This window comes from Pseudomonas putida, assembly GCF_001976065.1.
GTDB classification, from domain to species: Bacteria; Pseudomonadota; Gammaproteobacteria; order Pseudomonadales; family Pseudomonadaceae; genus Aquipseudomonas; species Aquipseudomonas serbica.
Genome location: NZ_MNAH01000015.1, coordinates 1 through 13,421, shown reverse-complemented (window position 1 = coordinate 13,421; position 13,421 = coordinate 1). Strand labels below are relative to the sequence as shown.

11 protein-coding genes are annotated in these 13,421 nt (G+C 61.8%); 3 read left to right on the top strand and 8 right to left on the bottom strand.

Annotated features, from left to right (window positions below; translation table 11 throughout):
* Positions 1-21 precede the first annotated feature (21 nt).
* The 3 genes from BKX96_RS31160 (at position 22) to BKX96_RS31150 (ending at position 3,564) form a co-directional block, all read left to right on the top strand.
* A complete protein-coding gene (locus BKX96_RS31160; RefSeq protein ID WP_046817368.1) occupies positions 22-1,107 on the top strand; it encodes a Zn-dependent alcohol dehydrogenase in 1,086 nt (361 codons plus the stop codon).
* Between the two features lie 107 nt (positions 1,108-1,214).
* Positions 1,215-2,408 (top strand): acyl-CoA dehydrogenase family protein, encoded by a 1,194-nt coding sequence (locus BKX96_RS31155; RefSeq protein WP_046817369.1) that lies wholly within the window; start codon positions 1,215-1,217, stop codon positions 2,406-2,408.
* 13 nt (positions 2,409-2,421) lie between these two features.
* The gene (locus BKX96_RS31150; protein WP_077186334.1) at positions 2,422-3,564 is read left to right on the top strand and encodes an acyl-CoA dehydrogenase family protein; all 1,143 of its coding nucleotides are present in this window, start codon (positions 2,422-2,424) and stop codon (positions 3,562-3,564) included.
* A 271-nt stretch (positions 3,565-3,835) separates the two neighbouring features.
* On the opposite strand, the gene BKX96_RS31145 is transcribed toward BKX96_RS31150, so the two are convergent.
* The 8 genes from BKX96_RS31145 to BKX96_RS31110 form a co-directional block, all read right to left on the bottom strand.
* Positions 3,836-4,495: a TetR/AcrR family transcriptional regulator gene (locus BKX96_RS31145; RefSeq protein ID WP_052760649.1), complete on the bottom strand. Its 660-nt coding sequence runs from the start codon at positions 4,493-4,495 to the stop codon at positions 3,836-3,838.
* Positions 4,496-4,524: 29 nt separating this feature from the next.
* The gene (locus BKX96_RS31140) at positions 4,525-6,153 is read right to left on the bottom strand and encodes a methyl-accepting chemotaxis protein (RefSeq protein WP_046817371.1); all 1,629 of its coding nucleotides are present in this window, start codon (positions 6,151-6,153) and stop codon (positions 4,525-4,527) included.
* 64 nt (positions 6,154-6,217) lie between these two features.
* Positions 6,218-7,369, bottom strand: coding sequence for an acyl-CoA dehydrogenase family protein (locus BKX96_RS31135; RefSeq protein WP_046817372.1), 1,152 nt, complete (start codon positions 7,367-7,369; stop codon positions 6,218-6,220).
* A complete protein-coding gene (locus BKX96_RS31130) occupies positions 7,351-8,475 on the bottom strand; it encodes an enoyl-CoA hydratase/isomerase family protein (protein ID WP_077186333.1) in 1,125 nt (374 codons plus the stop codon). Before BKX96_RS31130 ends, BKX96_RS31135 begins: the two co-directional genes overlap by 19 nt.
* Positions 8,472-9,368, bottom strand: a complete 897-nt coding sequence (mmsB, locus tag BKX96_RS31125; protein ID WP_077186332.1) for a 3-hydroxyisobutyrate dehydrogenase — start codon at positions 9,366-9,368, stop codon at positions 8,472-8,474. Before mmsB ends, BKX96_RS31130 begins: the two co-directional genes overlap by 4 nt.
* 110 nt (positions 9,369-9,478) lie before the next feature.
* Positions 9,479-10,987 carry a CoA-acylating methylmalonate-semialdehyde dehydrogenase gene (locus tag BKX96_RS31120; RefSeq protein WP_077186331.1) on the bottom strand — a complete coding sequence of 503 codons (1,509 nt, stop codon included), beginning with the start codon at positions 10,985-10,987 and terminating at the stop codon, positions 9,479-9,481.
* A gap of 101 nt (positions 10,988-11,088) precedes the next feature.
* Positions 11,089-12,792: an AMP-binding protein gene (locus BKX96_RS31115; RefSeq protein WP_077186330.1), complete on the bottom strand. Its 1,704-nt coding sequence runs from the start codon at positions 12,790-12,792 to the stop codon at positions 11,089-11,091.
* 351 nt (positions 12,793-13,143) lie between these two features.
* Positions 13,144-13,421: OprD family outer membrane porin (locus tag BKX96_RS31110; RefSeq protein WP_143512492.1), on the bottom strand; the 278-nt coding region annotated here is incomplete at its 5' end.

Here is a 13,421-nt window from a genome sequence, read left to right as displayed (position 1 = left end):
TTCATTCTTGAGAGAACTGCCATGAAAGCTGCTGTATTCCACCAGGTTGGAGCCCCGCTGGTCATTGAAGAAGTGGGCATCAGCAAACCGGGGCCGCGTGAAGTGCTGATCCGTACCAAAGCGGTCGGTGTCTGCCATTCGGATTTGCATGTGATTGATGGCTCGTTCCCGTATCCGGGGCCGTTGGTATTGGGTCATGAGGCCGCCGGCGTGGTTGAACAGGTCGGTTCCGAAGTGCGTTCGGTCAAGCCGGGCGATCACGTAGTCACTTGCCTGACTGTGTTTTGCGGCCACTGCGATCACTGTGTGACCGGCCACTTGGCGCGCTGCGTGTCGCCGGAAACCAAGCGTGGCAAGGACGAAGAATCACGCTTGACCTACGTGCAAAAGCCAATCCCTCAGTTCGTCAACCTGTCAGGATTCGCCGAGCAGATGCTGGTGCATGAAAACGCCTGTGTCGCGATTCGTCGTGACATGCCACTGGACCGGGCCGCGCTGCTCGGTTGTGCCGTCACCACCGGCACTGGTGCTGTATTCAACACTGCCAAGGTGCGTCCGGGTGAAACTGTGGCCGTGATCGGTTGTGGCGGTATCGGTCTGGCAGCCATCAACGGCGCGGCACTGGCCGGGGCCGGGCGGATCATCGCCATCGACATGCTCGACTCCAAACTGGAGTTGGCCAAGCAGTTCGGCGCCACCGACCTGATCAATGGCAAGAACGGCGATGCGGCCAAGCAAGTGATGGAGCTGACCCGGGGCGGCGTGCACCACGCTTTCGAATGCATCGGCCTCAAGCAAACCGCCGAACAAGCATTCGCCATGCTGGCGCGCGGCGGTACCGCCACCGTGATCGGCATGCTCAAGCCCGGTCTGAAAATCGAACTGGACCCGCTGCAACTGCTGCACGAACGCCGCATCCAGGGCTCGTTGATGGGGTCGAACCGCTTCCCGGTGGACATGCCGCGCCTGGTGGATTTCTACATGGCCGGCAAGCTCAAGCTCGACGAAATGATTTCCCAGCGCATCAAGCTGGAGCAGATCAACGATGCGTTCGATGAGTTGCGCCGTGGTGAGTTGGCTCGCTCGGTGATCATTTTCGACGAGTGAAATCCTTGAATAGCCTCTGATCCCTGTGGACGCGGGCAAGCCCGACTCCACAGGTTTTTGCAGCATTCGGATAAGTGCCTGAGCAAAGGTTTTTTTGGAGTGGATGGATGGACATTGATTTCACAGCGGACGAACGCGTCTTTCGCGAGGACGTCCGGGCGTTCCTGCGCGACCACCTGCCGACCGAGTTCGCCGAGCGGATATCCCAAGGCAAGCGCTTGAGCAAAGAGCATCAAGTGCAGTGGATGCGGACGCTGAACCGCCGGGGCTGGCTGGCTCCAGGCTGGCCCGTCGAGTTCGGTGGCACGGGCTGGTCGGACGTGCAGAAGCATATCTTCGACGAAGAGTGCTTCGCGGCCGGCGCTCCCAAGGTTGTGTCGTTCGGCCTGAAGATGGTGGCCCCGGTCATCATCAAGTTCGGTACGGCGCAGCAGAAGGCTCGGTTTCTGCCGCGCATACTCAGCTGCGATGACTGGTGGTGCCAGGGTTACTCCGAACCGGGTGCGGGCTCCGATCTGTCGTCATTGAAAACCCGTGCCGTACGCGAGGACGATCACTACGTGGTCAACGGCCAGAAAACCTGGACCACCCTGGCGCACTATGCCGACTGGATGTTCTGCCTGGTACGCACCGACCCGGAGGCTCGCCAGCAGCGGGGCATTTCCTTCCTGCTGCTCGACATGAAGACACCGGGCATCACTGTACGACCAATCATCACCCTCGACGGCGAGCATGAAGTCAACGAAGTGTTCTTCGACAACGTTCGGGTACCGGTGGCCAATCTGGTCGGCGAGGAAAATCAGGGCTGGACCTGTGCCAAGTATTTGCTGACTCATGAACGCACAAGCATTGGCGGAATTGCGCACAACAAAGCGCTGCTCAACCGTCTGAAACACATCGCCAGTGAAGAACGGCGCGATGGCCGGTCATTGATAGACGACCCGCTGTTTCGGGCACAAATCGCCGAAGTCGAGATGCAGTTGATGGCCGCTGAAATGAGCAGCCTGCGTACTTTGGCAGCGGTTCGCGATGGTGGAGTCCCTGGCGCGGAGAGCTCGTTCCTGAAGATCAAGGGTACCGAGATCCGGCAGGCGATCACCTGGTTGATTAGCAAAGCCGTGGGCCCGTATGCCATGCCGTTCATTCAGGATGAACTGGATTACGGCAGTGAGCCGTTGCTGTACACGGACTACAGCAGCGCGGCCACCTATCAGTATCTGGATGCGCGCAAGGCCTCGATCTATGGCGGGGCCAACGAAATCCAGAAAAACATCATCGCGAAAATGATCCTCGAACTCTAAGGCGCACCCGATCATGGATTTCAAACTGACAGAAGAGCAACTGATGCTGCAGGAAACCGCCGCGCGCCTGGTGCGCGATGTTTACGGTTTCGAGCATCGTGAACAGTATCGCCAAAGCACCCACGGCTTCAGCGCGTCGTTCATGCAGCAGTTGGGCGAACTGGGGTTGTGCGCCGTGCCTTTTGACGAGGCGTATGGCGGCTATGCGGGTACTGGCATAGAGAACATGCTGATCATGACCGAGCTGGGTCGCGGGCTTTGCCTTGAGCCTTACTTGCATTCGGTGATTTTTGCCGGTGGCCTGATCGCCCAGTTGGGCAGCGAAGCGCAGAAAGACAGACTGTTGCCGCAAGTCGCCAGCGCCAGCCTGCAACTGGCGGTGGCGGTCGATGAGCCGCAGAGTCATTACCAATTGCGTGACGTGCAGACCTTCGCCGAGCCGGTAACCGGTGGCTGGAAACTCAACGGCCGCAAGTCCGTGATTGTCGGTGGGCAAAGCGCCGGGTTGATCGTGGTTTCGGCACGCACCAGCGATAACGTGCGCGATGAGAACGGCATCAGCCTGTTCCTGCTCGACCCGCAAGCTCGCGGCGTGCATCGGCGCGTCTTCGACACCGTGGATGGGCGCAAGGCTTGCGATCTGTTTCTCGAAGATGTGTTCGTCGACAGCGACGCGCTCCTTGGCGAACCGGGCCAGGCCTTGCCGGCTTTGCGTTACCAGCAGGGCCGCAGCATCGCAGCCCAATGCGCGGAGGCCGTTGGCAGCATGGAGGTAGCCTGTGCGTTGACGCTCGATTACTTGAAGACCCGCCAGCAGTTCGGCCAGCCGATCGGCAAGTTCCAGGCATTGCAGCACCGCATGGTCGATATGCGAATCGAGCTGGACCAGGCCACTTCAATGACCCTGTACGCCGCCTGCGTCGCCGATCAGGCCGACAGTGACGAGCGCAGCCGGGTCCTGTCCGCAGCCAAGTTCATCGTCAGCCGCGCCAGCCGCTTTGTCGCCGACCAGGGCATCCAGTTGCACGGCGGCATCGGCCTGACTTGGGAATACATGCAGTCGCACCATGCCAAGCACCTGTTGATGGTTGCCCGTCAGTTTGGCGATGACGACCACCATTTGCAGGTGTATGCGAAGTTGATGCAGGTGGCGTAGTCGCTTTGTGCTGCTGTGCGAGCCTGCCCGCGAAGAAGCCAGAAGCTTCAACATCCCTGTCGAGTCACCCACCGCTTGCGCAAGCAAGCTTGCCCTCACAGGTTTCGACTAATGAGGGAGGCTTCCGCTGGGGTCAGGCGCTGATTTAACCCGCCAACATGTTAACGTGCAGCCGGTGGAAGGGACTGCCTCAACGAGCTACAGCCGAATGTACATGTTGGCATTTAGGGGCGCTGTCTCACGCGCGTTAGATGATCGGTTTTTCGAGATTTCAACCGGATGCATGAGTCGCCTGCAATGCACCGTGGAGGGCTCCCATGGCTATCTCATGCAGCAACTTGCGCCGTGCTCCCTTACCAGCCTGGGACTCTCCAATCCAGGCCGGCAGCTGGTTTAGCAGGGAAACAATGCTGCTCAAGGTAGCGCGCTGGATGGCGCTCGCCGCTGTACCCGTGAGCTGCTCTATCGTTCCCACCAAGTGTGCCTCATAGCGCCGACGTAGGGTCAGGATCAAGGCTTGCTGTTCGTGGCTCAGGCAATGGAGATCATATTCCGCCAGGCGGAAATGCTCCCCCATACGCTCATGCAGCAGGAGGTGCGCCTCAAACAGGCCGTGGAGTCGTTCGGCGGGTGCGGATTTGCGACGGCTTACCAGGATGGCGCCATGAAGCAACTGTTCGTAGAGTTCCTCGATCAATTCGTACAGCAGTGCTTCCTTGCTATCAATATGGTTGTAAATGGAGCCGACCTTGATGCCCAGATGGGAGGCCAGGTCGCGCATGCTTACCCGGCTGAAGCCACACTTGGCGAACAGCTCGAGCGCTTTACTGCGGGTTTCCAGGAAGCGCGAGTGGTGCACTTGTTCGGTGGGGCTCGCCCTGACAGATTTCGGGCTGGTGCAACGGGACGTCATTGGCTGGGAGGCAGTCATGGGATCATTTCCATCCGCGCTTATCCATCTCATACGCGAAACTGCCCCAATAGCCCATTGAGCTGGCCCGCCAGTTGACGCAGTTTCTGGCTAGCTTCGTTGGACTGGTCTGCTGCCAGGGCATTTTCGTGGGCCAGCGAAGCTGCACGTATGACGTTCTGGTTGATGTCCTCGACGACGTGGGACTGCTCCAGGGTGGCACTGGCCATTGAGGCGTTCAGCTGCGTGAGGTTGCGCAGCGCAGTGATGATCTGGGACAGGCTTTCACCGGTTTCGCGGGCCTGCTCCACGGTTTGTTGAGCGGCTTGGCTGCTGGCATTGATGACTTTTACCGCCGCTTGCGAGTTGCCCTGCAGGCGCTCAATCATGACTTGGATCTGCGTGATGGACTGCTGAGTGCGCTGGGCCAGCAGGCGCACTTCGTCTGCTACCACGGCGAATCCGCGGCCCTGTTCTCCAGCTCGCGCCGCCTCAATGGCGGCATTCAGCGCCAGCAGGTTGGTCTGCTCGGCGATGGCGCGGATCACTTCCAGTACGCTGCCGATCTGGGTGCTTTCCTGGGCCAGGCTCTGGATCACTTCGACGGCCTGGCCGATGGTGTCGGACAACTGGTCGATCTGGCGCAGGCTGCTGTCGATGTTGTGCTGACCTTGGCGCGCCTGCTGATCGGCCTGACGTACCTCATTTGCAGCGTGCTCGGCGTTCTTCGCCACTTCCTGCACAGCGTAAGAAACTTCGTGAATGGCGGCGGCCACCAGTTCCATTTGCTGTGACTGCTGCTGGCTGTGGCGTTGGCTGTCGCCAGCAATCTCTCCGAGCGAATGCGAGGCCTTGTCCAGGCTGTCGGCGGTCTGCACGGACTGCCCGATCACAGAGCGCAGTTTGCTGGTAAACCCGTTGAAGTGGCGGCTCACAGCGGCCAGCTCATCACGCCAGCGACTGTCCAGGTTGTGGGTCAGGTCGGCTTCGCCGCTGGCGATGTTCTCCATTGCATTGACCACCTGCGCCAGTGGCGAGGCTATGCTGCGGGCGATCAGCAGGATCAGCGCGCTAAGCAGCAGGGCGATCGTCATCACAATGACGAAGGCCTGAACCAGCTGGCGGCGGAACTCGACTTGCACGTCGTCGATGTAGATACCCGAGCCCACGATCCAGCCCCAGGGCTTGAACAGTTCGACGTAGGAAACCTTCTCCAGCGGCATGTCGGAGCCCGGCTTTGGCCAGCGGTAGTGCACCAGGCCGGAGCCGTCGCGGTTCGCCACGGTAACCATCTCGTCGAACAGTGCCTTGCCATCAGGGTCGCGGGTGCCGGCCATGCGCTTGCCCTCGAGGTTGGCATTGGGATGCATGACCATGCGGGTGTCGAGGTCTTCGATCCAGAAGTAATCCCCACGGTCATAGCGCAGCTCACGTATGACCGCGCTGGCCCGTTGTTGCGCTTGCTCACGATCGAGACCCTGGCCTTCAAGGTTGTGAAAATGGCGCAGGATGCCGCTGACCGTCTCGACCACGTGGCGGGTTTTCAGCGCCTTGGCCCCATGGAGGTCGTCATGGTTCTGTTTGAGCATCAGGCCAGCGAGCGTCAGCAGCATCAGGATGGACGTCAGCAGGATCAACCACAGGCGGCGGCTGATGGGAATATTACGCAGGCCGAGCATGGGCAACTCCGGAAGGCGGGCAGAAAAAGGGGCGGCCGCACGCAGGGAGCGTCCGGCCTGGGGCTCAGAGCGCGTAGTGGGCCAGCTCGCGGGCTATCAGCAGGCGCTGGACCTCGCTGGTGCCTTCGTAGATTTGGGTAATGCGCGCATCGCGGTAGTAGCGTTCCACCGGGTAATCCTCCAGGTAGCCATAACCACCATGGATCTGCATGGCGCTGGAGCACACGCGCTCAGCCATTTCCGAGGCAAACAGCTTGGCTTGCGAGGCTTCTGACAGGCACGCTTGCCCGGCGCTTTTAAGACGCGCGGCATGCAGCACCAGCAGGCGGCTGGCATTGAGCCGGGTGTGCATATCAGCCAGCAGGTTGGACACGCTTTGGTGTTCGATAATCGGCTTGCCGAACTGGATGCGTTCGCGGGCATACGCCAGCGCGGCCTCGAAGGCGGCACGGGCGATGCCCAGGGCCTGGGCGGCGATGCCGATGCGACCGCCTTCCAGGTTGGACAGGGCAATGGCCAGGCCTTTGCCGCGCTCACCCAGCAAATGATCCTGGGGTATCGTGCAGTTGTTCAGGGTCACCGCGCAGGTATCGGATGCCTTGATGCCCATCTTGTGTTCGCTGCGATCGACCACGAATCCGGGATTGTCGGTCGGCACCAGGAAAGCCGACAGGCCCTTTTTACCCAGCTCCGGATCGGTGACGGCGAAGACTATAGCCAGCCGGGCGCGCTTGCCGTTGCTGACGAATTGTTTGGCGCCATTGAGTACCCACTGGCCGTCGCGCAGTTCGGCGCGCGTGCGCAAGTTGTGTGCTTCGGTGCCGGCCTGTGGCTCGGTCAGGCAGAAACAGCCAATGGCCTGGCCGCTGGCCAGAAGCGGCAGCCAGCTGTCTTGCTGGGTTGGGCTGCCATATTTCAACAGCGGGCCACAGCCCACTGAGTTGTGGATGCTCATCAATGCGCCGAGGGCGCCGTCGCCCGCTGAGATTTCTTCCACGGCCAGGGCGTAGGCCACATAGTCGGTGTAACTGCCGCCCCAGGTGTCCGGCACGACCATGCCCAGCAGGCCTAGTTCGCCCATTTGCGCCACCACGGCGTCATCGATCCAGCCGGCCTTTTCCCAGGCCGGGGCGTGCGGGCCGACTTCGCTGCGGGCGAAGTCGCGCGCCATGTCGCGGATCATGCGTTGTTCTTCGTTCAATTCGATATCGTGCATTGCGAGTCTCCTGCCGAACGGGCGGTGCGAATAGGTTTGCCAGAGGCCGGGTGAAAGTCGCTGAAAAAGGCCTGCACCCGCGCAGGTATCAGTTCCGCCAGGGTTGGCGGGTTCCAGCGTGGGGTCTTGTCCTTGTCGATGATCAGGGCGCGCACACCTTCCATCAGGTCACCCTTGTCGAACCACTGGTAGTCCAGGTGCAGCTCCAGGGCAAAACAATCGGCCAGGCTCAGGTATCGACCGCGCCGCAACAGTTCCAGTGTCGTAGCCATTGCCAGCGGCGAGCGGCTGTCGAGCAGCTCGACCGTCTGTTCGGCCCAGTCGCGCAACTCGGGGCGCTGCTCGCGCTGCAGCGCATTGCGAATCGCCGGCACATCGGGCAGGGCGAAATATTCATCGATCACCTGGTGATACGCCTTGAGTTCCGATCCCGCAATACGCTCGGTGGCCAGGCCCGCGAGCAGGTCTTGCAAGTCTTCGTCGGGCGCGCAAGTCCAGTTCAAGTGATCCAGCGCGGCATCCAGTTCGGCCAGCCGCTCGCTGGGCAGATAGTAGTCGGCCAGCTTGGCATAGAGCGCGTCGGCGGCACGTACCTGGCCGCCTGTGACCCCCAGATAGATACCCAACTCACCCGGGAGGCGCGGCAGGAAATAGCTGCCGCCGACATCGGGAAAAAAGCCGATGCCGACTTCCGGCATACCCATCCGCGTGCGTTCGGTGATCACTCGCAGCGAGGCAGCCTGCGCCAGTCCCATGCCGCCGCCCAGGACGAAACCATCGAGCAGCGCCAGCACCGGTTTGGAGTAGCCATGCAGGTACTCGTCAAGGGCGTACTCCTCCTCGAGAAACCGCTCGTGCAGGTTGTCGCCGGCCTTGTGACTGTCGTACAGCATGCGGATATCGCCACCGGCACAGAACGCTTTTTCCCCGGCGCCACGCAGGGTCACGGCGACGATCTCGGGGTCCTGTTCCCAGACCCACAGGTGCTGGCAAAGCAGCGTCACCATGGGCAGGTCCAGGGTGTTCAACGCGCCTGGCCTATTCAGCGTCAGGTGACCGATGCGGTTGCGCACACTGGCCAGCACCGGGGCTTGCTGCGGGCTCATGCTTGGGCTTCCCCACGGAACAGTTTGATGATGGCGGAGAAGTCCAGACCGCCGTTACCTTGCAGGCTGAAGGTCTGGTACAGCTGCTGCGCGGCAGCACCGAGTACCACCGGCTGACGCGCTTGTTTAGCGGCTTCAGTGGCAAGGCCCAGGTCCTTGAGCATCAGGTCGGTACCAAAGCCGCCACTGTAACCGCGCGAGGCCGGAGCATTTTCCAGCACGCCCGGGAACGGATTGTTGATCTCCGAGCTCCAGCAGCGACCCGTGGAAGTGCCGATGACCCCGGCCAGCACCTTGGCGTCCATGCCCAGGGCCACACCCAGGGCCATGGCTTCGGCGACGCCGACCATGGAGATGCCGAGCAGCATGTTATTGGCGATCTTGGCCACCTGGCCGTTACCTGCTGCACCGCAATGCACGATGTTCCTGCCCATGGCCGAAAGGATCGGCAGGGCCTGGTCGTACACGCTGACCGGGCCGCCGACCATGAACGTCAGGGTGCCCGCCGTCGCGCCGCCGGTGCCGCCGGAGACCGGCGCGTCGAGCATTGGGTTGCCTTGGGCAAGGGCGAATTTGGCCACCTCGCGGGCACTGAGCGGGTCGATGGTCGAACTGTCGATCAACAGCACGCCCTGGCCAATATTGGCCAACAGGCCGTCCTTGCCGCGATAGACCTGCTTCACGTGGTCTGCGGTTGGCAGCATGGTGATGATCACTTCAACCCCGGCTTTGGCCACGCCGGCAGGCGAGTCCGCGGCGCTGGCGCCGGCCTCGACCAAGGCGGCGATTGCCTGCGGGAAGGGATCGAAGACGGTCAGGCTGTGGCCAGCCTTGAGCAGGTTGCGGGCCATTGGGCCGCCCATGTTGCCCAGGCCGAGAAAACCGATATGCATGATGACTACCTTTTGCGAGTGGTGACGCGCTAGTGCACATCGACCAGAAATGGCTGGTATTGCACCGTTCAGTTTCTGGCCGGCCGACGTTGTGCGCCGGCCGGCAGAGATCATTTCAGGGTGATGGTGGTGTTCACCGTACCGCCGGTGTCATCCTCGTCGAACCAGCGCTGGGTGATCGTCTTGGTCTGGGTGTAGAAGGTCACCACTTGCTTGCCGTAAGGGCCCAGATCGCCGAGCTTGGAGGCGCGCGAACCGGAGAAGGAGAACAGCGGAACCGGTACTGGAATGGGCACGTTGATGCCCACCTGGCCGACATCGATTTCTTCCTGGAAGTGCCGGGCCGCAGCGCCGGAGCGGGTGAACAGGGCGGTACCGTTGCCATTCGGGTTGGCGTTGATGATCTCGATCGCCTCGCTCAGGCTCGCGGCGTGCATGACACACAGCACCGGGCCGAAGATTTCCTCGCGGTACACAGACATGTGCGCAGTGACGTTGGAGAAGATGGTCGGGCCAACGAAATTGCCGTCCTGATAACCCGGCACGCTTGGGTTGCGTCCATCCAGTTCAAGCCGGGCGCCTTCTTCGATGCCGCTGGCGATCAGGCTGTTGACCCGATCCAGGGCCGCGCAGGAGATCACCGGGCCGATGTCGGTGCCTGGTTCGGTGCCGCCATTGATCTTGAGGGTTTTGGTCCGCTCGATCAGGTCTGGCAGCCAGGTCTGCGCTTCACCCACCAGGATCACCACCGGCAGGGCCATGCAGCGCTGGCCGGCGGCGCCGAACGAGGCGCCCAGCAGGTTGTTCAACGTCTGCTGCTTGTTGGCATCGGGCAGGACGATGGCGTGGTTCTTGGCGCCCATCATGCACTGTGCGCGTTTGCCGTTCTGGGTGGCGCGGTTGTAGACGTGGGTGCCGACCTTGGTCGAACCGACGAAGGACACGGCCTTGATGTCCGGGTGGTCACAGATCAGGTTCACCGCATCGACGCCGCCGTGGATGACGTTGAGCACCCCCTTGGGCACACCGGCCTCCAGCGCCAGTTCGACCAGGCGCATGGTCACCAACGGGTCTTGCTCGGATGGCTTGAGGATGAAGGTGTTGCCGGTAGCGATGGCCATCGGGAACATCCACAACGGGATCATCGCCGGGAAGTTGAACGGGGTGATGCCGGCGCACACGCCCAGCGGCTGCATCAGGGTGTAGGTGTCGACGCCATTGGCGACGTTGTTGGCCAATTCACCCATCTGCAGGTTGCCGATGGAGGCGGCGTGCTCGACCACTTCCAGTCCGCGAAATACATCACCTTCGGCATCCGGCAGGGTCTTGCCCTGTTCGGCGGTGAGCAGGGCGGCCAGTTCCTTGATGTTCTCGCGGATCAGTTGCTGATATTTGAAGAAGATCCGGGAGCGAGCGCCGATCGGCGTCTTGCGCCAGGTCTTGAAGGCTTCCTTGGCACTGGCCACGGCGGCGTTCATTTCCTCGGCGGTGGCGAAGGGTACGCGAGCCAGGACTTCCTGAGTGGCCGGGTTGACCACGTCGCGCCACTCGGTGGTGCGCGATTCGACGAATTCGCCGTTGATGAGGAGCTTGACGCTTGGAATGCTGGAAGAGGTCATTTTCAGTTCTGCCTACTTTCTTTGGGGCGAGTTAAGCCACTCGGCCAGGTTGGCCGAGCGGTCGGAATTGAATTCAGGAAGGCCGGCGTACCGGCCCGGGTTCAGCCCTTGAGCTGTGGGAAGTCTTCTTCGAAGTACTCATGAGCGCCGCGTGCATCACTCTGCCGGCGCTGCACTTCCATTTGTCGCAGTTCCACCCGGCGGATTTTCCCGGAGATGGTCTTGGGCAGTTCGCTGACGAATTCGATGCGCCGCACCCGCTTGTACGGCGCCAGGTGCTCGCGGGCGAAGGCGAGGATATTGCCGGCGAGCTCGGCGCTCCCGGGTTCGTCATGGGCCAGGATCAGAAACGCCTTGGGTACGGCCAGGCGCAGCGGGTCAGGGCTAGGCACCACGGCCACTTCCATCACTGCCGGATGCTCGATCAGTGCGCTTTCCAGCTCGAAGGGACTGATGCGGTAGTCGGAGGCTTTGAACACATCGTCGGCGCGGCCGACAAAGGTGACATAACCGTCCTCGTCGATCTGAGCGGTATCGCCGGTGCGGTAGAAACCGTCGCGCATCACTTCGGCGGTTTTTTCCGGGCTGTCCTCATAGCACAGCATCAGCCCGAGGGGACGCACGTCCAGCGGCAGGGCAACCTCGCCCTCATTGCCGGGGACACCGTCAGGGTCGAGCATGGTCACCTGGTAGCCCGGCAGCGGACGGCCCATGGAGCCGGGTTTGAGCAGTTGACCGGGCGTGTTGCCAACCAGGGCGGTGGTTTCCGACTGGCCGAAGCCGTCACGCAGCGGCAAGTTCCAGGCATGCAGGATCTGCTCGATGATCTCCGGGTTGAGCGGCTCACCGGCACCCACCAGCTCGCGCAGGTTCAAGCGATCCTTGTAACTGGTCAAGTCCTCCTGGATCAGCATGCGCCACACGGTGGGCGGAGCGCACAGGCTGGTGACGCCGTAGCGCTCCAGGGCGCCGAGCAGGGCCGGGGCGCTGAAGCGCGCGACGTTGTGGATGAAGATGCAGGCGCCGGCGTTCCACGGGGCGAAGAGACAGCTCCAGGCGTGCTTGGCCCAACCCGGTGACGAGATGTTCAAGTGCAGGTCACCCGGCTGCAGGCCGATCCAGTACATGGTCGACAAGTGGCCGACCGGGTAGCTCTGGTGGCTGTGCAGCACCATCTTCGGTTTGGAGGTGGTGCCGGAGGTGAAGTACAGCAGCATCGGGTCGGTGGCCAGGGTGCGCCCTTCGATGTCGAACTGTTCGGAATACTCGCTGGCGGCGCTGTGCGGCGTCCAGCCGGCGGGGGCCGGGCCGACGCAAATGCGACTGCAGCCGTCACCCAGGCCGTCGAACTTGTCGACGTGGGCGGCACCGACCACCAGGTGACGAACCTGGCCGCGCTCGATACGGTCGCCGAGGTCATCGGGAGTCAGCAGGGCGGTGGCAGGGATGACAACCGCGCCGAGTTTGAAGGCGGCCAGCATGGTTTCCCACAGGGCGACGTCGTTACCGAGCATCAGCAGGACGCGCTCGCCACGGCGCACGCCAAGTGCACGCAGGTGGTTAGCCACCTGGTTTGAGCGCGCGGCCAGTTGCTGGAAGCTGTAGCGCTGCTCGCTGCCGTCTTCTTCGACGATCCACAGGGCGTTGGCATGGTTGCCCTCGGCCATGGCATCGAAGTAATCCAGTGCCCAGTTGAACTCGTTCAGTTGCGGCCAGCGGAAGTCACGCGCGGCAGTGGCGTAATCGGTGCGGTGGGCCAGCAGGAAATCGCGAGCGGCGAGGAAGGGTTGGCAGTTGCTGTTCATTAAAGTCTCCATCGATCGCGAGGGCGATCGGCGCGGTAACGGGTACGGGATGGTCAAGCGGCGAGGGGAGCTTCGCTGCGCGCAGCAATGCGTACGGGACGCGTGCAGGTACCTGAAAGCGGGGAGACGATGGCAAGCATGGATGTCTTCACGGTGGATGCCCTTGTTTGTTTTTGTTGGGACTGGCCCGGTTCGAGACCGGGCGCTTGAGTTCAGTATATGCATGCAAAAATCAATTAAAAACGCTCATAAACACCGGTGCGTTGTGCAAAAAAATCATAGCTAAGGCGCGTTGAACGCGAGGCCACTCGCACCATCAGGCGATACGAGCGGCCCCGTCTTGCGGGGGGATTACCAGAGCGCCAGGGTATAACTGAGGATCAGGCGGTTTTCATCCAGGTCGCTGCCGAAGTTGGTGGAGCGCACCGTCGCGTTACGCCATTTCACCCCGACATTTTTCAGCGGCCCGCTCTGTACGACGTAACCAATGTCGGTATCGCGTTCCCATTCCTTGCCTTCGGGACGGTTGCTGCCCAGGTCAATGTTGTCGCCGGTGAGGTAGCGGGTCATGAAGGTCAGGCCAGGCACGCCCATGGCCGCGAAGTTGTAGTCGTAGCGTGCCTGCCAGG